Origin of the sequence: Pseudomonas sp. CH235, assembly GCF_004368175.1 — a bacterium.
In the GTDB taxonomy this organism is placed as follows: Bacteria; Pseudomonadota; Gammaproteobacteria; order Pseudomonadales; family Pseudomonadaceae; genus Aquipseudomonas; species Aquipseudomonas paraglycinae.
The window spans coordinates 77,916-97,614 of the sequence record NZ_RRZJ01000013.1 but is presented as its reverse complement, the minus strand read 5'-3'; the positions used below and the strand labels follow the sequence as shown (position 1 = coordinate 97,614).

Here is a 19,699-nt window from a genome sequence, read left to right as displayed (position 1 = left end):
CTTCAGCGGCGCTCGATCGGCTCGATAACCTGCAACGCAAGGTTGCCTTTGTGCGAGCCCATCTTGACCTTGAAGGCCGGCACGCCGTTGGCGCGCATGATCATGTCTTCCGGCATCTCGACCGGAATCACGTCACCCGGCTGCATGTGCAGGATGTCGCGCAGTTTCAACTGGCGGCGAGCCACGGTGGCACCGATCGGCACGTCGACGTCGAGCACGTCCTGGCGCAGGGCGTTGACCCAGCGCTCGTCCTGGTCGTCGAGGTCCGACTGGAAACCGGCATCGAGCATTTCGCGCACCGGCTCGATCATCGAGTACGGCATGGTCACGTGCAGATCGCCGCCACCGCCGTCGAGTTCGATGTGGAACGTGGAAACCACGATCGCTTCGCTCGGGCCGACGATGTTGGCCATGGCCGGGTTCACTTCCGAGTTGATGTACTCGAAGTTGACTTCCATGATCGCCTGCCAGGCTTCTTTCAAATCGACGAACGCCTGCTCCAGCACCATGCGCACCACGCGCAGTTCGGTCGGGGTGAATTCACGCCCTTCGATCTTGGCGTGACGGCCATCGCCGCCGAAGAAGTTGTCCACCAGTTTGAACACCAGTTTGGCGTCGAGGATGAACAGCGCGGTGCCGCGCAGGGGTTTGATCTTGACCAGGTTGAGGCTGGTCGGCACGTACAGCGAGTGCACGTATTCGCCGAACTTCATCACCTGTACGCCACCGACGGCAACGTCCGCCGAGCGGCGCAGCATGTTGAACATGCTGATGCGGGTGTAGCGGGCAAAACGCTCGTTGATCATTTCCAGAGTCGGCATGCGTCCACGGACGATGCGATCCTGGCTGGTCAGGTCGTAGCTTTTGACACTGCCGGGTTCGGCAGCGTTATCGGTCTGTACCAGACCATCGTCGACACCATGCAACAGCGCGTCGATTTCATCCTGGGACAGCAGATCCTGCACGGCCATGTCGTGTTCCTACTGCAGTACGAAATTAGTGAAAAGCAACTGTTCGATCACCACTTTGCCCAGCTCTTTCTGCGCCACTTCCTGGACGCTGGCTGTGGCCTTCTGGCGCAACATCTCTTGACCGACCGGGGTCGCCAGCGTGGCGAAATCCTGACCGGAGAAGAGCATCACCAGGTTGTTGCGGATCACCGGCATGTGCACTTTGAGCGCTTCCAGATCCGCCTGATTGCGCGCCAGCATGGTGATGCTCACCTGCATGTAGCGCTGACGGCCGTTCTGGTTGTAGTTGGCCACGAAGGCCGGCGCCATCGGCTCGAAAATCGCCGGTTGCTTGCCGACCGGGGCCGCTTCGGCCGCCGCCTCGGGCTTGCTCTGGGCACTGTGCATGAAGAACCAGGTCGCCCCCACAGATGCGCCGATGGCCAGCAGCAACCCGAGCACGATCGCAATGATCATCTTGAGTTTGCCTTTGGTTGCGGGGTCTTTTACTGCTGCAGCTTCGCTCTTCGCCATGCCAATAATCCGTCACTAATCGGGTTTTCACAGTCGCACGGCAAGGCAAGAGCAAGTGTTATGCCAGAAGTGTCGGGAGTCGTGGTGACAACACTAAAGTCAAAAGCAACCCTCACCCCAGCCCTCTCCCGGAGGGAGAGGGGGCCGATCGAGTTGTCTTTTCGTGATATGTCGACCTGAAGCATCGAGTCGATTTGGATTCAGCTCAAAACAATCAGGTTAGCGAGCATCCGGGCATCCCCCAATCAGTTCCCTCTCCCTCCGGGCGGTCCGACGTTTCGGGAGGGCTAGGGTGAGGGGCTTTTGATTTGATCAGGCGTAGTAGTCGACGGCGCTGGAGCCGATCACGTGAGTGGCGGTGGCCGCGGCTTCAGCGACAGCCGTCGGGGTCAACTCTTCTTCAGCCGAATCCAGGCGACCGCCGGCAGCGCTGGTGCGACCACTCTGCCCCTGCTGCGCCTGTTCCTGGCCTTGGCCCTGCCAGCCACGATTCTGGTCGGACACGTTGACGTCGACCTGCCCCATGCCTTGCTGATTGAACATGTCCCGCAGGCGGTGCATCTGACCGTCGAGGGCTTCACGCACGCTCGGATGCGCGCTCATGAAGGTCACCTGGGTCTGCTGGTCCGGGACCATGTTCACCCGGATATCCAGACGTCCGAGCTCGGCCGGTTGCAACTGGATGTCAGCCGCCTTCAGGTTGTTGCTCGACAGGTACATGACCCGGTTGACCACTTCTTCGGTCCAGCCGTTCTGGTGCATGGCAATCGGCTGGTTCACCGGCACCGCGTTGGCGGTTTTCGGCGTGGCAGCCTGGGTCAGCGCCGCCAGACGGTTGGCGAAATCATCGACACGAGTGTCGCTTGTGGCGGTCTTCAGGTCTTTCAGGCCGTCATCGATCAGGCCGCTGAACGCCTTCTCACCGCCCTGACTGGTGCTGTCCTTGTCAGCCTGCACATCGAGCATGCTGGCCATGCCGGCAGCGAAGGTCTGCGCCGAGGTCAATTCGCCGTCAGCCTGAGTCTGGGCCGGGGTGGCCTTGGGCTGGGACTGACTGGAAGCGGAAATGTGACCACTCTGCTCCATGGCCATGCGCACGGCAGGCAGCGAATCCAGCGGATCCGCCTCGGGGTCGAAAGCAGGATCAGTGGCCGGCGCCGGATCCTTGACCATACCCGGCAATGCCGCCACGGCAGGTTGATCGGTTTCCGGTTTCGCAGCGGTATCGACGACAGGGGTGGCGGCTACCGGTGCGGTAACGACAGGTTCTACCGCCGCCACCAGTGCCGGATCCACCGGTGCTGTGTCGACAACAGGAGTCGTTGCGGTATCGGCAGTCTCATCATCAGTAGCGGTCTTGTCGTCCGTTGCCGCCGTCGCCGATTTGTCGGCGGGCAAGGCTTTGCCGCTATCGGCAACCGCCGGCTCCGGGGCGGCAGACTGATCCTTGCCGAGGTCTTTCTTGCCGCTGTTGTCAGCCACCTTGTCACGGGCAGGCTTTGCCGAATTGTCGACGCTCACCGAGGGCTTGTTCGGGCCTTGATCGGCGAACACCTGAGCGAAGCTGGAGGCCTTGTCCCCGGGCTCTGCGGCCACTGCCGATGATTTGGACGAGGCAGCTTGCGCCTTGGCCTGGGCGGCGGTCTGAAGAAGAATGTTGGGGCTTGCAGGCATGGCACGGTCTCCGCTGCACTGGGATCGTAGGTACAGTTGGGATAGATGACTGCAAGTGCCGGGCCAGTTTCGTCAGAATTCCGGCAAAACCGCCCGACGGCAGGATCAGTGGGTCAGCGAGCGCTGCCGCTCGGCGACATAAACGGGCCGCACATCGGCGAATTCGCTATGGATGTCGGCGACCAGTTTGATGATTTCAGAAGGGCTTTTGTCTTTGGCATGCTGTTCCAGCTCCTGGCACAGCACCGCAAGACGGGTCGCACCCATGTTGCTGCTGCTGCCCTTGAAGCTGTGCGCAACGGAAGACAATGCGTCGGCATCGGCAGTCTGCTGCAACTCCCGCAGGCGATTTTCGGAATCGGCGAGAAAGGTATCCAGCAGTTCCGGATAGCTGTCTTCCATCACTTCCCGCAGCACGCTTAGCGCTTCGTGGTCCACATGTGTATCAGCCACTTGTTCACTCCTTGATCAAGAATGCGCGGATTATGCCAGAGCCTCCCAGAAAAACTCCACGCGAGCACTGCGACCATCGTCGGACCAGCTGGCATTACGCGCCAATTGCCGGATCAGACTGACTCCGCGCCCCGACAGACGGACACCGTCGAGCGGCCGCTCCATCACGCGCGAGACATCGAATCCCTGGCCGCTGTCTTCGACCCGCACCACCAGACAACCGCCCTCACCTTCCGGCCGCACCTGCAAATGCACGCGCACGTAACCGTCCTGCAAGGCCTCGAGGCGCGCATTGCGCTGCTCATAATAACGGGCGAAACCCGATGCATCGCGCTTGAGGCTCGAATCCAGGCCCAGCACGCCATGCTCCAGCGCGTTGGAATAAAGCTCGGCCAGCACGCTGTACAGTGCGCCACTCTGCGCCCGCAAGCCATGCACTTCCAGTAGCAACTGCAACAGATAAGGCAGCGGATTGAAGCGTTTGAGCGTGGCACCGCGAAATTCGAAGCTCACCGACCAGTCCAGCGGACAGGACTGGCCACTGTCGGAATAAACCGGCGCCGACGGATTGACCTGCGCCATCTCCAGCAGACTGACCTCGACCATGCTCACATCGTCCCGGGCCTCACCGCGAAAGTCCTGCAAGGCCTGCTCGATGTCCTCGAACAGCCGATCCGGCTGGCGATTGGCGGCGAACACCTGGTGCAAGCGCTCGACACCGAACAACTGATCGTTGGCATCACAGGTGTCGATGACCCCGTCGGAGAGCAGAAACACCCGATCACCCACCGCCATCGAGTGAACCTCGGTGCGGTCATCGAAGGTCTGCGGGCTGAGCACGCCCAGCGGCAGATGCCGAGCCGCCAGCGGCTTACGCTCCCCGGTAGCCAGGCAATGCAGATAACCGTCGGGCATGCCGCCGTTCCAGACTTCCACCGAGCGCCGCTGAAAGCTCAGGCACAACAGCGTCGCGCAACAGAACATGTCCACCGGCAGGATGCGTTTGAGCTTGGCGTTCATTTCCCTAAGGGTCTCGGCCAGACCGTAACCCTTGGCGGTCATGCCATAGAACACCTCGGCCAGCGGCATGGCGCCGACCGCCGCCGGCAAGCCGTGACCGGTGAAGTCACCGAGCAACACATGCATGTCGCCGGCCGGGGTGTACGCCGCCAACAGCAGGTCGCCATTGAACAGCGCATAGGGTGATTGCAGGTAACGGATATTCGGCGCGCTCAGGCAACCGGAATGCGCGACCTTGTCGAATACAGCCTTGGCGACCCGCTGCTCGTTGAGCAGATAGTCGTGATGCTTGGCGATCAGGTCGCGTTGCTGAAGAACCGTGGCCTGCAAGCGGCGCAAGCGATCCATCGCCTTGATTTTGGCGGCGAGAATCACCTGGTTGTAGGGCTTCGCCAGAAAGTCGTCACCGCCAGCCTCAAGGCAGCGGGCCAGCGCTTCACTTTCCGTCAGCGACGTGAGGAAGATGATCGGCACCAGGTTTTCACCGGCCAGCACCTTGATCTGCCGCGCGGCCTCGAAGCCGTCCATGACCGGCATCATGGCATCCATCAGCACCAAATGCGGCTGCTGGCTGGAAAACACCTCGACCGCTTCGGCCCCATTGGTAGCCGTCAGCACTTCATGCCCCTGACGACGGACGATGGTCGACAACAACAGCCGGTCAGCGGCGCTGTCTTCGGCGATCAGGATCGTCAGCGGCTCTTGCGGCTGCATGGCCGTCAACTGATGTCGAACAGCTTGTCGAAGTTGGAGATGGCGAGGATTTTCTTCACGTCGGAACTGCTGTTGACCACGCGGATTTCCGAGTCGTCCCCGCCGACATGATCACGCAGCAGAAGCAGCATGCCGAGTGCCGAACTGTCGAGATAGGTCGCCTCCTTGAGGTCGACAATCACAGATTCGGGCTGCTCTTTTTCGTAGGATTGGCGAAATTCCTGATGCTTGGCGAAATCGAATCGCCCCTTGACCGAAATCGTCAGTTTTTTCTTGTCCGCAGACACTTCTGTAACGACTGACATGTACTGGCTTCCTTGTCATTGACGAACTTGTACAAGGTTTAGCACTTGGAGGGGCCATGGGCAAGGCGCGATGGCGTCGGGATCTGTGCGAGATCTGCCCGTCAAAACGCCTCGTGGCGCGGCAAACGCTGGGACAACTCGTCCAGCAGCTTCTGTTCGCGCTTGTCTTCGGCGCGCTGCGCTTCATCCAGATAACGTTGTACAAGCTTGCGCAGACCTTCGACCCGGGCGAATGCCTGCTGCCAGGCATCGCGGGCCTTGTCCAGATTGTTCTGGTGCCATTGCAGACTCTGGCGCTGCTGATCGACGGCGGTGTCGAGTTGCGCCAGAAAGCCCTGAAAACCGAGCAGCCACTGCCCGGACACGCCGGTGCTGCCGCGTACGATCCACTGCTCGGAGTAATCCAGACGAAAGGCATGCAGGTCGGCGAGCTTGCTCTCGGCCACCTTCACCTGCCCCTGAAAGTAACCCAGGCGTTGCACGGCGGTTTTCTCGGCCTTCTCGGCCATGTCCACCACCGGCGCCAGACGCGCGGCTCGACTCAGGGCCATGACCGGTTACCCGCCGGCCGCCGGGGCGAAAATCGTGCCGAGATACGCTTCGCTTTCACCCAGGCTGATGTTGTCGTTGAGACCCTGACGCAGGTATCTGACCAGTTGCGGCTGCAGATTGATGGCAAGGTCAGTCTCGCGGTCACCGCCCGCGACATAGGCGCCGACGCTGATCAGGTCGCGGCTCTGTTGATAGCGCGACCACAGCTGCTTGAAGTATTGCGCGCGCTGCATGTGCTCCGGCGACACCACCGCGGGCATTACCCGGCTGATCGAGGCTTCAATATCGATGGCCGGGTAATGGCCCTCTTCGGCCAGGCGTCGCGACAGCACGATGTGGCCGTCGAGCACACCACGCGCCGAGTCGGCGATCGGGTCCTGCTGGTCATCTCCTTCGGACAATACGGTGTAGAACGCGGTGATCGAACCCCCGCCCTTCTCCGCATTACCGGCGCGCTCCACCAGTTTCGGCAATTTGGCAAAAACCGACGGCGGATACCCCTTGGTCGCCGGCGGCTCGCCGATGGCCAGGGCGATTTCCCGCTGGGCCTGGGCGAAACGGGTCAGGGAATCCATCAGCAACAGGACGTTCTTGCCCTTGTCGCGGAAATACTCGGCGATCCGCGTGCAGTACATCGCCGCGCGCAGACGCATCAGCGGCGCATCGTCCGCCGGCGACGCCACCACCACGGAACGCTTGAGGCCTTCTTCACCGAGGATGTGTTCGATGAATTCCTTAACTTCTCGACCCCGCTCACCGATCAGGCCGACGACAATGATGTCGGCCTCGGTGAAGCGGGTCATCATGCCCAGCAGCACCGATTTACCGACACCGGTACCGGCGAACAGACCCAGACGCTGGCCGCGACCGACCGTCAACAAACCGTTGATGCAACGGATGCCGACGTCCAGCGGCACGCTGATCGGGTCACGGTTGAGCGGGTTGATCGTCGGGCCGTCCATCGGCACCCAGTCTTCGGCCTTCATGCCGCCCTTGCCGTCCAGCGCACGTCCGGCGCCGTCGAGCACGCGACCGAGCATGCTCATGCCCATCGGCAGGCGACCGGTGTCGGCCAGCGGCACCACGCGGGCGCCCGGGGCAATGCCAGCCACACTGCCGACCGGCATCAGGAACACCTTGCTGCCGGAGAAGCCCATGACTTCGGCTTCGACCTGGGACGGGTGATAGGTGTCGTCGTTGATCACCATGCAGCGGGTGCCCATGGCGGCGCGCAAGCCTTCGGCTTCGAGTGTCAGGCCGACCATGCGCAGCAGGCGCCCTTCGAGGATCGGCGCACCGGCGATTTCGGTGGCCTCAGCGTAGGTGCTCAGGCGCTTGGCGAAACTGGTGCGTTCAAGGCGCATCGGGGGCGTCCGCGAGCGGCTCATCTGCGACCGGTGCCGGTTTTGGCGACTCCGGCAGATCCAGACTCAGGTCCGGCGCGGCCGGGTGCAGGGCCTGTTCGTGCAACTGGTCGAACAGCTTGGCCATGACCTGGCTGACGCGGGTTTCGATGCTGGCGTCGATCCGGCTGTGGTCGGTCTCGACCCGGCAACCGCCCGGCAGCAGGGTTTCGTCTTCGACGATACGCCAGGTTTCTTCATGACGTTCGCGCAGGGCTTTGACCTGTTCGAAATCCTGTGGATTGACGTACAGCCGCACATTGCCCACGCCCAGCGGCAGCAGCTTGAGGGCGTCGCGCATGACGTGTTCGATCTGCGTCGAGTCGATGGCCAGTTCGCGCTGAATCACCTGCTTGGCGATGTGCTGCACGAGGTCGACCAGTGACTTTTCGATCTGGGTGTCTTGCTCGGCGATGGGCTCGAACAGGTGGCCCATCAGCTGCTCAAGGCTGTTGACCTTGGCCGTCAGGACCACTTCGGCTTCCTGGCGCACCTTGAGGGTGGCGCTGTGAAAGCCTTCCTTTTCGCCTATGGCGAAGCCTTCGTTGTAGGCCTCCTGACGGATGCTTTCGAGCTCTTCCAGAGTCAGTGGCTGGACTTCCTCCAGCGGCACCTCTTCCATTTCCGGCGGTTCAGGCTCCGGTTCCGGCTCGGGCTCAGGTTTCGGCGGGTCGAAGCTGGGCAACGCCCAAGATTCGAAACCACGGACGTCCCGGGCACGGATCAGGTCCGTCACATCGTCGTCATGCTTGTCCATGGGCTTAGATCATTTCCTCGCCGCCCTTGCCACCGAGCACGATTTCTCCGGCTTCGGCCATACGGCGGGCGATGGTGAGGATTTCCTTCTGCGCGGTCTCCACGTCGCTGACGCGCACCGGGCCCTTGGCCTCGAGGTCGTCGCGCAGCAGTTCGGCGGCACGCTTGGACATGTTCTTGAAGATCTTCTCCTTGACGCCTTCGTCCGAACCCTTGAGGGCCAGCACCAGCACATCGGAAGACACTTCGCGCAACAGCGCCTGGATCCCGCGGTCGTCGACATCGGCCAGGTTGTTGAACACGAACATGAGGTCTTCGATCTGACCGGACAGGTCTTCGTCGACTTCGCGGATCGAGTCCATGAGCTGGCCTTCGATCGAGCTGTCGAGGAAGTTCATGATGTCCGCCGCCCGCTTGATGCCACCCAGGGTGGTGCGCGAGGCGTTCGAGTTGCCGGAGAACTGCTTCTCGAGGATCTGGTTCAATTCTTTCAGCGCGGCCGGCTGCACGGTGTTCAACGACGAGACGCGCAGGATGATGTCCAGACGCACCTTGTGGTCGAAGTTGCCCAGCACTTCACCGGCCTGATCCGGATCGAGGTACGCGACCACGATCGCCTGGATCTGCGGGTGCTCGTAACGGATCACGTCGGCAACGGCGCGCGGCTCCATCCATTTCAGGCTGTCGAGGCCACTGGTGTTGCCACCCAGCAGAATGCGGTCGATCAGGCCGTTGGCCTTGTCTTCACCCAGGGCCTGGGTGAGCATTTTGCGCACGTAGTCGTCGGAGCCGACGCCCAGGCTGGTCTGATCGCCGACGATGTCGACGAACTCGCTCATGACCTGCTCGACCTGCTCACGGTGGACGTTGCCCATCTGGGCCATGGCCACGCCGACTCGCTGGACCTCTTTGGGGCCCATGTGGCGCAGCACTTGTGCGGCATCGGTCGAACCCAGGGACAGCAGCAGAATCGCGGCTTTATCGACCCGGGACAGTTTGGCGACGGCGGCTCGGTTATCACTCATCTGCGTTAATCCACTCTTTCACGACCTGGGCCACACGACCCGGGTCTTCTGCCACCAGACTCTTGATTGCGTTCAACTGAGCGTCATAACCCTCGCTCGGGCTCGGCAGCAGGATGCTGGTCGGGCCGCCGAGGCTGACGCGATCGTTGGACAGTTCACCATCCAGACCGCCCATGCCACCGAGTTCCATGTCGCCGCCCAGACCGGCCAGCTCCTTGCTTTTGCCGCCACCGGTGATGTTGTTGAGCACCGGACGCAGCACGCCGAACACCAGCACCAGGATGAACAACACGCCCAGCACTTGTTTGACGATGTCCCAGAACCATGGCTGGGAGTAGAACGGAATGTCGGCGATCACTTCGCCGCGCTCGGCGGAGAACGGCATGTTGATCACGCTGACGCTGTCGCCACGGCTGGCGTCGAAGCCGACAGCGTCCTGTACCAGACGAGTGAAGCGCGCCAATTCGTCGGCGCTCCACGGCGCGCGAGTCGTTTCGCCGTTGGCCGGGTTGATCTTGACCTGATCGTCCACCACTACCGACACCGACAGGCGATTCAGGCGACCCTGCTGCTGTTTGGTGTGGCTGATGGAACGGTCGAGTTCGAAGTTCTTGGTGGATTGTTGACGCTTGTCCGCCGGGTACGGCGCGAGCATCGGCTGGCCGGTGGCCGGGTCCATGATCTGCTGACCGTTGGCATCAACCAGTGGCTGACCTGGCTGCACCATGCTCGCCGGCGCGGCTGCGCCACCGGTGGTCTGCGGTGCCGAGGCCGGCGACGGCGGCTGGTTGCTCAGGGCACCCGGCACACCTTGCGGGCCATTGCTGGCGGTGCGTTGTTCGTTGACCGACTGCTCGCTGCGCAGAGCCGGTTGATCCGGGTTGAACTGCTCGGCAGTCGACTCGACGGCACTGAAATCGACGTCGGCCGAAACTTCAGCCTTGTAGCGATCGTTGCCCAGTACCGGTTGCAGAATGTTGTGCACGCGCTGGGTGAGCATGCTTTCCATGCGGCGGCTGTAGTCGAACTGCTTGCCGGCCATGGTCATTTCGGAATTTTCCGCCTGATCCGACAGCAGGTTGCCCTTCTGGTCGACGACGGTGATCTGCGATTTGCTCAGCTCGGGAACGGAGGTTGCCACCAGGTTGATAATGGCAACGACCTGGCCTGGCTCCAGCGAACGACCGGAATACAGCTCGACCAGTACCGAAGCGCTTGGCTTGCGCTCGTCACGCACGAACACCGAGCTTTTCGGGATCGCCAGGTGAACGCGCGCGCCCTTGACGTTGTTCAGGCTGGAAATGGTGCGGGCCAGTTCGCCTTCGAGGCCGCGACGATAACGGGTCGCTTCCATGAACTGGCTGGTGCCCAGACCCTGTTCCTTGTCGAGGATTTCAAAACCGATGTTGCCGTCGCTGGGAGTGACACCAGCGGCCGCGAGCTTGAGCCGCGCACGGGACAGGTCATCGGCCTTGACCAGCAAGGCGCCGGAATTCGGTTCGACGGTGTAGGGAATGTCGGCGGAGGCCAGGGTGTCCATGACCTGCTTGGCGTCCATGCCGGCAAGGCTGCCGTACAGAGGCCGGTAGTCCGGTTGCTGCGACCACAGCACCACGGCAAAGCCAATCGCCACGCTCGCGGCCAGGCCGACCAACAGGCCCACCTGACGCAGCACGGTCATCTCGGAGAGGTTTTCCAGGAAGGACAGGCCGAACAGCGGCGGTTTGCCGTCTATCGGGGTGGCCTTGGCCGGAACGTTATCGGCGACTGCTTCTGCCATGACTCAATCTCGTCCTTAAACCGGCATCTGCATGATGTCTTGATAAGCCTGAACCAGCTTGTTGCGCACCTGGGTCAGAGCCTGGAACGACACGCTGGCTTTTTGCGAGGCAATCATCACGTCCGTCAGATCGACGCCGCTCTTGCCGATTTCAAATGCGTTGGCCAACTGAGTCGACGCCTGCTGGGTATCACTGACTTTGTTGATGGCCTGACCGAGCATGTCGGAAAAGCTGCTGCCTGCCACTTCAGGGGCAGCGGCAATCGATTTCGGCTTCGACATGGCGTCCATTTGCATGGCCTTCATGTCCATCATCAACCGATTAAATTCAATACCTTGGCTCATGGTCTACTCTCTTGGGCGGCCCGCAATTTTTTGACACTCACTCGGCGGGTACTCAGGTGTTAGCAACAACGGTGCCAGCTCATGGGCACCGCTTTCAGAAAAGCCGTTTCAAACGTTTGCGCCACCCGTCAGGTGGCGAACAGGTAGCCTTCGACATCCATGCCCGCATCGCGCATTTGCGCCAGTTTGTAACGCAGGGTGCGCGGGCTGATGCCGAGTTTTTCGGCGGCTTCCTTGCGTCGACCGCGTTCGGTACGCAGGGTGTCGATGATCATCTGGAACTCGCGGCGACGCAGGTCATCGCCCAGCGCACCGGCCGAATCCGCCTCGATTTCGACTTCACGAATGACCGGCGCAACCGGCACAACCGACGGCAACGGGGCGAACAGCGCAGGCCCGGAGAGACAGAAATCCTGCGGCTGGATCAACCCGCCCTGCTGCAGAATCAAGGCCCGCTGGACCGCATTATCCAGCTCGCGCACGTTGCCCGGCCACGGATAACCGATCAGGCACGCTTGCGCCTCGGGCGAGAACTTCGCCATCGCGTGCTTCATTTTATTGACGTGTTTGGCCAACAGACGCTCGGCCAGCGGCAGGATATCGGCGGTGCGCTCGCGCAACGGACGCCAGGCCAGCGGAAATACCGACAGACGATAATAGAGGTCTTCACGGAATCGCCCCGCCGCGACTTCGCCGGCCAGATCACGGTTGGTGGTCGCTACCACGCGGATATCCAGAGTGATCGGCTTGCGGGCGCCGACCCGCTCCACTTCCCGCTCCTGCAACACCCGCAGCAGCTTGGCTTGCAGGCCCAGAGGCATTTCGGAAATTTCGTCGAGCAGAATGGTGCCGCCGTCCGCCTGTTCGAACTTGCCGGCCTGGGCCGCGATGGCGCCGGTGAACGAGCCTTTTTCGTGACCGAACAGGGTGGCTTCGAGCATGTTGTCGGGGATCGCCGCACAGTTGATCGCAATGAACGGCTGACTGGCGCGATGGGATTGCTGGTGGATGTAGCGCGCCAGCACTTCCTTGCCGGTGCCGGACTCGCCGGAAATCAGCACGGTGGAATCACTGCGCGCGACCCGCGCTGCCAGATCCAGCAATTGAGCGCTGGCGGGCTCGACCGCGACCGGGCCTTCGGTATCACTCACGCCAAGGCTGCCCAAGGCGTGACGCGCCACCAGATCCAGCAGAGCCTTGGGCTCGAACGGCTTGACCAGATAATCCGCCGCGCCTTGACGCATCGCATCGACCGCGCGCTCGACCGCGCCATGGGCGGTCATCAGTAGCACCGGCAATTGCGGTTGTCGCGCGCGCAGCAGGCCGAGCAATTGATGACCATCCATGCCCGGCATGTTGACGTCGCTGACCACCAGACTGAACGCTTCGCGCTCGACGGCGTTCAGCGCCTCTTCGGCCGAACCCACCGCGTGATAGTCGTGACCGGCCAGCAACAGCGTATCGGCCAGCGCTTCGCGCAACGAGCGGTCATCCTCGACCAGCAGAACCTTGATGCCCATGACCTTCACTCAGCTCCCTGTACAGCAGAAAACAACGGCAGGATGACCTGCGCGCACGTACCGCGCCCGACCCGCGAACGCAGCCGCAATTCTCCCTTATGCGCACGCGCCACGGCCTTGACCACGGTCAGGCCCAGGCCGGTCCCGGTGACTTTGGTGGTGAAAAACGGCTCGCCCAGCCGCGCCAGCACTGTCGCATCGATACCGCTGCCGCTGTCACTGACACACAAACGCAGAGTGTTGTCGCGGGTATAGCAATGCACCTTCAGACGCACCTCACCGGCACTCGCCTGAATCGCGTTTTCAATCAGATTGAGCAGCGCCCCGACCAGCGTGTCGCGATTGCACAGCAACTCGCCGGCATGGCTGTCGCATTGCCAGCGGATCGGCAGATCCTGCACATGGGTCAGCGCCGCGGCCTGCAACGATTGCATCAAGGTATTGGGCGTGATGCGATCAGTCAGCGGCAATTCTCCGCGAGCGAACACCAGCATGTCGCGCACCTGATGCTCGAGCTCGTGCAGACGCTCTTTGAGGCGACCGGCGAAGCGCTGCTGGGTGGCGACCGGCAGTTCCTGCTCGGTCAAATGACTGGCGTACAGCAAGGCGGCGGACAACGGCGTACGAATTTGATGAGCCAGCGAAGCGACCATCCGACCCAGGGAAGACAGTCGCTCGTGGCGCGCAAGCTGATCCTGCAAGTGACGGGTTTCAGTCAGGTCGTTGAGCAGTACCAACTGCCCCGGCTCGGCATCCAGCGAGCGGGTGGCAATCGACAGGCGTCGACCGTTCTTCAAGGAAATTTCGTGGCCGTCATCTTCACGAGGCGCGAAGCAACGGGCGATGACATGGCGCCACAGCTCGCCTTCCAGAGGCAGGCCCAGCAGATCGATGGCGGCCGGATTGGCCTCGCACACGATGCCGTGACCGTCGATGACGATGACGCCGCCGGGCAACAGATCGAGGAGGTTTTGCAGACGGTTGGCCAGGCGTTCTTTTTCCGCCAGTTCCTGCATGCGCTGGGCGCTGACTACGGCCAACTCGCCCTTGAGCTCGGTGACCCGGGCTTCGAGCATGCTGTAGGAGTCGGTCAACTGGCTCGACATCTGGTTGAACAGGGCGAATGCCTGCTCAAGCCCCTGGCGGCTCGCCTGCTCTACGGACGGCAGTTGCCCCGAGGACTCGGGAACAGAAGACATCTGGGAGGCTTGGGGCATTGTGCTCTCTCGCTTGGCTGACCGTCAGTTAAACGGAACGTTGCGAGGGACGTAGCAATACCCGTGCCTAAAAAAAACCGCTTATAAATGAAGCAGTTGAAAAACAGGCGTCAATCATCCGCCTGTTCATCACCTTCACGACGGCTCATGCCGTACTTGCGCATCTTCTCCACCAGCGTGGTGCGGCGAATGCGCAGGCGTTCGGCGGCGCGGGCAACGATGCCATTGGCGTCGTCCAGCGCCTGCTGGATCAAGCCCTGCTCCAGACCACCGAGGTAGTCCTTCAGGTCGAGACCTTCCGGCGGCAGCATGGCGTTGGCGGTGAAGTCCGGCGTGTGGCCGTTGATCGCCACGCGCTCTTCCAGGTCGCTGCGCAGGCTGTCGACCATTTGCTCGTCTTCGTCGTCGACGTAGCGGAATTTCTTCGGCAACTCGACCACGCCGATCACCCCGTACGGATGCATGATCGCCATGCGCTCCACCAGGTTGGCCAGCTCGCGGACGTTGCCCGGCCAGCCGTGGCGGCAAAGGGACATGATGGCGGCGGAGTTGAAGCGGATCGAACCGCGCTTCTCGTGCTCCATGCGCGAGATCAGCTCGTTCATCAGCAACGGAATGTCTTCGACGCGCTCACGCAGCGGCGCCATCTCGATCGGGAACACGTTCAGGCGATAGTAGAGGTCTTCGCGGAAGGTGCCGATCTCGATCATGCTTTCGAGATTCTTGTGGGTCGCGGCGATGATGCGCACGTCGACGCTTTGAGTCTTGTTGCTGCCCACGCGCTCGAAGGTACGTTCCTGCAGCACGCGCAGCAGCTTGACCTGCATCGGCAGCGGCATGTCGCCGATTTCGTCGAGGAACAGCGTACCGCCGTTGGCCAGCTCGAAGCGGCCGGCACGGCTGGTGATCGCGCCGGTGAAGGCGCCCTTCTCGTGACCGAACAGTTCGCTTTCCAGCAACTCGGCCGGGATCGCCCCGCAGTTGACCGGTACGAATGGCGCGTCACGACGCTTGGAATGGTAATGCAGGTTGCGCGCAACCACTTCCTTGCCGGTCCCGGACTCGCCGAGGATCAACACGCTGGCGTCGGTGTCGGCCACTTGCTGCATCATCTGACGCACGTGCTGGATCGCGCGGCTGGTGCCGACGAGGCTGCGGAACAGGTTGGGTTCGCGATGGCGGCCGCGCTCTCGGGCCTGGTCGTACATCTCGCGATAGACCTGGGCACGGTGCAGGGAGTCCAGCAGCTTGCTGTAGCTCGGCGGCATTTCGAGGGTCGAAAGTACCCGGCGGCGTTGGTCTTCGGGCAGGTCCACCGAAGAATTATCGCCCATCAGCAAAACCGGAAGGAACTCATCCCAGGTTGAGAGTGTCTTTAGCAAGCCCAAAAGCGCACCAGGAGCATTGACCGTCCCGATCAGTACGCAAATGACCTCACGACTAGACGACAAAGAGCCGACTGCCTGCTGCCAGTCATGGCTTCCGCAGGGTAAATTTTCTTCGCCAAGAAAATTTAAGATCACCGCCAGGTCGCGGCGGCGGACGCTATCGTCATCGATCAGCAGAATTTTGGTTTCACGCCACATGCAATAGCAACTTCCCTAGTCAACTCAATGCCCAAAATGAGGGGCAAGCGAGACGCTTGCAGGACACCTTGTGCCTGTAGACGCCTGAAATCTGAAAACAGCCACTAGTTAAGTCAAAAAACCGTGCACAGTCAAATTTATGGCGCACATGTCTGGATTAACTGGGGGTTAATTAACCAAACAGATGGTAAACCTTTGCCGCGTTCTGCGCTTGGGTGATCTGCGACATCTCGTCGACTATCGCCTGACGCTCACCCATGGCGACTTCAAGCAGCTGCTTGTAGACATGCAGCAACTCCTCGAGGTTGTCGCGCAATGCGACCTCGTCCACCGAAGCCTCACTCAAGACATCTTCCATGCAGGAACGGCAATCGAGATCCAGTTGACCGATGGCCTCCCAGTTGCGCTCGGCCAGTGCTCCGACCAACGCTGCCCGGGTTTCTTCGATTCGCTGCAATACAAGACTCATGGTGATCTCCTCAGAACTGCGGAGCGGGCGCAGGCGCGATCGCATCCCAGCCTTCTTTGACGGTGCTCAGCAAGCCGGCAACCTCATCAAGAATACGCGGATCGCTACTGATGTTCGCCTCGGCGAGACGCTTCATCATGTAGATGTAAAGACCGTCCAGATCAGCCAGCGTATCCGCGGAATTTTCCAGATCCAGTCCTTCACGCAGCCCGCTGACGATGCCGATGGCCTTGCTGATCGACGTGCACTTGGCAGGAATGTCCTTGCGCTCGATCGCACCTTTGGCCTGGGCGATACGGTCCAGACCGCCTTCCATCAGCATTTGCACCAGGCGATGAGGGCTCGCTTCAGAGGTCTGAGCGTGCGCACCTACTTTCTGGTATTGCCGAAGGGCTAACATCGGATTCATGTTCTACCTCATTTGCCACAATGACTCGTATGAACAGTGTATCGCCAGCGAGTCGAAAAACTTTAGACCATAAGACAAAAACCCGGCGCACGCTCGAAAGCGTAGCCGGGTTTTTGTCGTTTTTGCATGTTACTTCGCGGATTGCTGAGCGTTCAGCGAGCTGAAGAACGACGTAATGTTGCTCGCCGTCGCCTTCATCTGCCCTACCAGCAAGTCCATGGCGTTGTACTTGGCAGTCAACGTCTTGGTCAGGTTGGCCACACGGACATCCAGGGCTTTTTGCTGATCGGTAATCGTCCGGCTATTGGCATTCAGGATCGTCAGTCGCTGATCCAGCAGACCTTGAGTCTTGCCGTCGGCCGATGTCTTGAGATACGGGTCAACCGCCTTGCTCATGCGCGCCAGCAGACCGTTGGTGTCATTGGTACCACTGAACAACTGCTGTACCTGACCCGTTGCCCCCGGAGCCGCCATGGCCTTGTTGAAGGCAGTGGTGTCGAGCTTCAGGTTACCGGTAATGGAGTCGGTCATGATGCCCACTTCCGACAGATAGGCCATCGAGCCACCCGCGCCCGCGCCGGTAAACTCGGCGCGAATGCTCGCGATCAACGAACGCGGCAAGGAATCGCCAGTGAACGCCGCCTGCACGGTCAGCTTGCCGTCTTCATCCGGCGTGGCCTTGGACAGGCTGTCAACGGTGGTCTTGAGCGAATTGTAGGCATCGACGAACTGCTGAAGCGACGTCTGCAGCCCTTTGGTATTGGTATCAACGGTAACCGTGGACGGCGTCGCGCTGGCAGCGACCAGATTCAGGGTCATGCCGCTGATCGCACCGGTAACCGTATTGCTCTTGCTGGTGACTGCCAGGCCATCGATGGTCAGGGACGCATCCTTGGCGAGCGCGCCCACGGAACCGGAATCACCTGCCGCCGGCGTAGCCGACATGACCTTGGTGCCATCGATTTCCAGGCCGGCGATACCGCTGACAGAGAGATCGGAACCCGCACCGGTCTTGTTCGAACCAATCACCAGACGAGAGGCGCCAGTGGCGTCGGTCACGATGTTGGCGGAAATACCATTGCTGCCCTGGGCCTTGTTGATCGCATCACGCGTGCTCTGCAAGGTGGCATTGGCCGGGATGGTGACATTGTAATCAGTGCCATTCTGACTGATTTTCAGGGTACCACTCGGAATGGCACTGGATGCACCGCCGGCAAAGGCTGCAGAGGCGACCTTCGAACCGGTAGCCAGTTCTTTCACGACAACGCTGTAAGAGCCCGAAACCGCAGTGTTATCGGAAGTTACAGTCAGCGTTCCAGGCACGCTCGATGTCGCCGTGTAGCCGGCGAATGCGGGATTGGTCTTGCTGCCCAGAGTGGCCAATGCCGCCTGAAAGGTGGTCAGCGCGCTCTTCAGAGCACCCACACCGGAAATTTTCAGCGTGTTGGTTTTGGTCTGGTTATCGATCTGCGTCTGCTTCGGCGATTTGTCAGCGTTGACCAGCGCAGTAACGATCGCACCGATGTCCAGGCCGGAACCCAGGCCCGAACCCGGTAAAATTGGACTTGCCATGTGCATCTCCCTTGGGTTGTTGCCAGTCTTTTGACCAATACCTGCGCCTAAAGAACTTCAAACACTATTCATGCCAGCTATCAGACTTTGGCGTCGAACAACACGTGACTTGCGTTGGCGAGGCTGTCTGCCAGCTTCAGGGCTTCTGCGGAGGGGATCTGTCGTACGACCTCGCCCGTCTCGCTTGCGATCACCTTGACGATGACCTTGCCGGAATGCTCGTCGATCGAAAATTCCAGATTGCGCTTGATCGACTGAACGAACTTCTCGATCTCCTGCACCGCCAGCTTCAGCTTGGTTTCATCTGCTTCCTGGCTCTTTTTCGAGGCAGGAACAGCATCAACGGTCTGAGGCTTGGTTTCCGACGGCTTGTCGGTAACGGTATTGGCTGGTTTGGGAGCCGGATAAGACACGTTAAGCTTGACGCTCATGTCCATGCTCATCACCTCATAACGTAAAAAGCGAGAGAGCACGCAAGCGCACTCCCCCGCTAAAACTCATTCCGAAATTACTGAAGCAGCTTCAGTACAGCGGAAGGCAGTTGGTTGGCTTGAGCCAGAACAGAGGTCGAAGCCTGTTGCAGGGTTTGCTGCTTGGTCAGGTTAGCAGTCTCTGCGGCGAAGTCGGTATCTTGTACGCGACCTTGTGCAGCAGTGGTGTTCTCGGTGATGTTCTGCAAGTTCTGGATGGTGCTGGTCAGACGGTTTTGCGAAGCACCCAGGCTGGCACGAGTTGCACCGATTGCAGCGATAGCGGCGTCGATTGCAGTGATCGCGTTGTCGATGTTCTGCGAAGCGCCAGTTACGGTAGCACCGGTCAGGGACAGAGTACCGCTACCAACCGACAGGCTGACGGCGTCGAACTTGGAGCTCAGTACCAGGTCGATGTGGTTAGCCGAACCGGTGTTTGCACCCACTTGCAGGGTTACAGTACCAGCCGAACCGTCCAGCAGGTTTTTGCCGTTCAGGTTGGTCGAAGCCGAGATACGGGTGATCTCGTCGGACATCTGAGCGAATTCAGCGTTGGTAGCGGTCTGGTCAGCAGTGCCGTTGGTACCGTTACGTGCTTTAACAGCCAGTTCACGCATACGCTGCAGAATGTCGGTAGTAGCTTGCAGAGCGCCTTCAGCGGTCTGGGCAACGGAGATACCGTCGTTGGCGTTCTGGATTGCCTGGGTGTTACCGCGGATCTGGGAAGACATACGGTTGGAGATCTGCAGGCCAGCGGCGTCGTCTTTAGCGCTGTTGATTTTCAGGCCGGAAGACAGGCGCTGCATCGAAGTCGACAGAGCGTCGGAAGCGCGGTTCAGGTTTTTCTGAACGTTCAACGACGTGGTGTTGGTGTTTACTGTTAAAGCCATGACGAATTCCTCGTTGGTTGGGTACTGCGGCTTCCGGCCCTGGCAACCGCCGGGT

20 protein-coding genes are annotated in these 19,699 nt (G+C 60.7%); all 20 read right to left on the bottom strand.

The genetic code is table 11. From position 1 onward, the window contains the following. Positions 1 to 2 precede the first annotated feature (2 nt). Positions 3 to 971: a flagellar motor switch protein FliM gene (gene fliM, locus EIY71_RS15860; protein ID WP_003222890.1), complete on the bottom strand. Its 969-nt coding sequence runs from the start codon at positions 969 to 971 to the stop codon at positions 3 to 5. A gap of 9 nt (positions 972 to 980) precedes the next feature. Further along, positions 981 to 1,484 (bottom strand): flagellar basal body-associated protein FliL, encoded by a 504-nt coding sequence (fliL, locus tag EIY71_RS15855; RefSeq protein WP_007951946.1) that lies wholly within the window; start codon positions 1,482 to 1,484, stop codon positions 981 to 983. 312 nt (positions 1,485 to 1,796) lie between these two features. Further along, the gene (locus EIY71_RS15850) at positions 1,797 to 3,158 is read right to left on the bottom strand and encodes a flagellar hook-length control protein FliK (RefSeq protein ID WP_085747107.1); all 1,362 of its coding nucleotides are present in this window, start codon (positions 3,156 to 3,158) and stop codon (positions 1,797 to 1,799) included. Positions 3,159 to 3,263: 105 nt separating this feature from the next. Beyond that, positions 3,264 to 3,611 carry an Hpt domain-containing protein gene (locus EIY71_RS15845; protein WP_085747108.1) on the bottom strand — a complete coding sequence of 116 codons (348 nt, stop codon included), beginning with the start codon at positions 3,609 to 3,611 and terminating at the stop codon, positions 3,264 to 3,266. Between the two features lie 30 nt (positions 3,612 to 3,641). After that, positions 3,642 to 5,345, bottom strand: coding sequence for a fused response regulator/phosphatase (locus EIY71_RS15840; protein WP_129974231.1), 1,704 nt, complete (start codon positions 5,343 to 5,345; stop codon positions 3,642 to 3,644). A gap of 5 nt (positions 5,346 to 5,350) precedes the next feature. Then, the gene (locus tag EIY71_RS15835; protein ID WP_011333053.1) at positions 5,351 to 5,650 is read right to left on the bottom strand and encodes an STAS domain-containing protein; all 300 of its coding nucleotides are present in this window, start codon (positions 5,648 to 5,650) and stop codon (positions 5,351 to 5,353) included. A 101-nt stretch (positions 5,651 to 5,751) separates the two neighbouring features. Further along, on the bottom strand, positions 5,752 to 6,201 hold the full coding sequence (gene fliJ / locus EIY71_RS15830; protein WP_007951935.1) for a flagellar export protein FliJ: 450 nt from the start codon (positions 6,199 to 6,201) through the stop codon (positions 5,752 to 5,754). A gap of 6 nt (positions 6,202 to 6,207) precedes the next feature. Beyond that, positions 6,208 to 7,566, bottom strand: coding sequence for a flagellar protein export ATPase FliI (fliI, locus tag EIY71_RS15825; RefSeq protein WP_085605786.1), 1,359 nt, complete (start codon positions 7,564 to 7,566; stop codon positions 6,208 to 6,210). Beyond that, entirely contained in the window at positions 7,556 to 8,362 is an 807-nt protein-coding gene (fliH, locus tag EIY71_RS15820) for a flagellar assembly protein FliH (RefSeq protein WP_102717468.1), read from the bottom strand. Before fliH ends, fliI begins: the two co-directional genes overlap by 11 nt. Before the next feature lie 4 nt (positions 8,363 to 8,366). Continuing rightward, positions 8,367 to 9,386: a flagellar motor switch protein FliG gene (fliG, locus tag EIY71_RS15815; protein WP_007958288.1), complete on the bottom strand. Its 1,020-nt coding sequence runs from the start codon at positions 9,384 to 9,386 to the stop codon at positions 8,367 to 8,369. Next, positions 9,379 to 11,166: a flagellar basal-body MS-ring/collar protein FliF gene (fliF, locus tag EIY71_RS15810; RefSeq protein WP_007958290.1), complete on the bottom strand. Its 1,788-nt coding sequence runs from the start codon at positions 11,164 to 11,166 to the stop codon at positions 9,379 to 9,381. Before fliF ends, fliG begins: the two co-directional genes overlap by 8 nt. 15 nt (positions 11,167 to 11,181) lie before the next feature. After that, positions 11,182 to 11,511, bottom strand: coding sequence for a flagellar hook-basal body complex protein FliE (gene fliE, locus EIY71_RS15805; RefSeq protein WP_007958292.1), 330 nt, complete (start codon positions 11,509 to 11,511; stop codon positions 11,182 to 11,184). Positions 11,512 to 11,639: 128 nt separating this feature from the next. After that, positions 11,640 to 13,031, bottom strand: a complete 1,392-nt coding sequence (locus EIY71_RS15800) for a sigma-54 dependent transcriptional regulator (protein WP_134022259.1) — start codon at positions 13,029 to 13,031, stop codon at positions 11,640 to 11,642. Between the two features lie 5 nt (positions 13,032 to 13,036). Next, entirely contained in the window at positions 13,037 to 14,248 is a 1,212-nt protein-coding gene (locus EIY71_RS15795; RefSeq protein WP_085747113.1) for a PAS domain-containing sensor histidine kinase, read from the bottom strand. A 110-nt stretch (positions 14,249 to 14,358) separates the two neighbouring features. Further along, positions 14,359 to 15,834, bottom strand: coding sequence for a sigma-54 dependent transcriptional regulator (locus tag EIY71_RS15790; RefSeq protein ID WP_003222863.1), 1,476 nt, complete (start codon positions 15,832 to 15,834; stop codon positions 14,359 to 14,361). Positions 15,835 to 16,006: 172 nt separating this feature from the next. Continuing rightward, entirely contained in the window at positions 16,007 to 16,303 is a 297-nt protein-coding gene (locus EIY71_RS15785; RefSeq protein WP_007958300.1) for a hypothetical protein, read from the bottom strand. A 10-nt stretch (positions 16,304 to 16,313) separates the two neighbouring features. Continuing rightward, entirely contained in the window at positions 16,314 to 16,712 is a 399-nt protein-coding gene (gene fliS / locus EIY71_RS15780; RefSeq protein WP_007958302.1) for a flagellar export chaperone FliS, read from the bottom strand. A gap of 129 nt (positions 16,713 to 16,841) precedes the next feature. Continuing rightward, the gene (gene fliD / locus EIY71_RS15775) at positions 16,842 to 18,284 is read right to left on the bottom strand and encodes a flagellar filament capping protein FliD (RefSeq protein ID WP_085747114.1); all 1,443 of its coding nucleotides are present in this window, start codon (positions 18,282 to 18,284) and stop codon (positions 16,842 to 16,844) included. Between the two features lie 80 nt (positions 18,285 to 18,364). Beyond that, positions 18,365 to 18,721 carry a flagellar protein FlaG gene (locus EIY71_RS15770; protein ID WP_085605774.1) on the bottom strand — a complete coding sequence of 119 codons (357 nt, stop codon included), beginning with the start codon at positions 18,719 to 18,721 and terminating at the stop codon, positions 18,365 to 18,367. 71 nt (positions 18,722 to 18,792) lie between these two features. Then, the gene (locus tag EIY71_RS15765; protein ID WP_007920059.1) at positions 18,793 to 19,644 is read right to left on the bottom strand and encodes a flagellin domain-containing protein; all 852 of its coding nucleotides are present in this window, start codon (positions 19,642 to 19,644) and stop codon (positions 18,793 to 18,795) included. Between the last annotated feature and the right edge of the window lie 55 nt (positions 19,645 to 19,699).

Bases quoted from the DNA above. Each gene is read 5' to 3' on its own strand.
- fliM (WP_003222890.1), bottom strand. From the start codon at position 971: ATGGCCGTGCAGGATCTGCTGTCCCAGGATGAAATCGACGCGCTGTTG.
- fliL (WP_007951946.1), bottom strand. From the start codon at position 1,484: ATGGCGAAGAGCGAAGCTGCAGCAGTAAAAGACCCCGCAACCAAAGGC.
- EIY71_RS15850 (WP_085747107.1), bottom strand. From the start codon at position 3,158: ATGCCTGCAAGCCCCAACATTCTTCTTCAGACCGCCGCCCAGGCCAAG.
- EIY71_RS15840 (WP_129974231.1), bottom strand. From the start codon at position 5,345: ATGCAGCCGCAAGAGCCGCTGACGATCCTGATCGCCGAAGACAGCGCC.
- EIY71_RS15835 (WP_011333053.1), bottom strand. From the start codon at position 5,650: ATGTCAGTCGTTACAGAAGTGTCTGCGGACAAGAAAAAACTGACGATT.
- fliJ (WP_007951935.1), bottom strand. From the start codon at position 6,201: ATGGCCCTGAGTCGAGCCGCGCGTCTGGCGCCGGTGGTGGACATGGCC.
- fliI (WP_085605786.1), bottom strand. From the start codon at position 7,566: ATGCGCCTTGAACGCACCAGTTTCGCCAAGCGCCTGAGCACCTACGCT.
- fliH (WP_102717468.1), bottom strand. From the start codon at position 8,362: ATGGACAAGCATGACGACGATGTGACGGACCTGATCCGTGCCCGGGAC.
- fliG (WP_007958288.1), bottom strand. From the start codon at position 9,386: ATGAGTGATAACCGAGCCGCCGTCGCCAAACTGTCCCGGGTCGATAAA.
- fliF (WP_007958290.1), bottom strand. From the start codon at position 11,166: ATGGCAGAAGCAGTCGCCGATAACGTTCCGGCCAAGGCCACCCCGATA.
- fliE (WP_007958292.1), bottom strand. From the start codon at position 11,511: ATGAGCCAAGGTATTGAATTTAATCGGTTGATGATGGACATGAAGGCC.
- EIY71_RS15800 (WP_134022259.1), bottom strand. From the start codon at position 13,031: ATGGGCATCAAGGTTCTGCTGGTCGAGGATGACCGCTCGTTGCGCGAA.
- EIY71_RS15795 (WP_085747113.1), bottom strand. From the start codon at position 14,248: ATGCCCCAAGCCTCCCAGATGTCTTCTGTTCCCGAGTCCTCGGGGCAA.
- EIY71_RS15790 (WP_003222863.1), bottom strand. From the start codon at position 15,834: ATGTGGCGTGAAACCAAAATTCTGCTGATCGATGACGATAGCGTCCGC.
- EIY71_RS15785 (WP_007958300.1), bottom strand. From the start codon at position 16,303: ATGAGTCTTGTATTGCAGCGAATCGAAGAAACCCGGGCAGCGTTGGTC.
- fliS (WP_007958302.1), bottom strand. From the start codon at position 16,712: ATGAATCCGATGTTAGCCCTTCGGCAATACCAGAAAGTAGGTGCGCAC.
- fliD (WP_085747114.1), bottom strand. From the start codon at position 18,284: ATGGCAAGTCCAATTTTACCGGGTTCGGGCCTGGGTTCCGGCCTGGAC.
- EIY71_RS15770 (WP_085605774.1), bottom strand. From the start codon at position 18,721: ATGGACATGAGCGTCAAGCTTAACGTGTCTTATCCGGCTCCCAAACCA.
- EIY71_RS15765 (WP_007920059.1), bottom strand. From the start codon at position 19,644: ATGGCTTTAACAGTAAACACCAACACCACGTCGTTGAACGTTCAGAAA.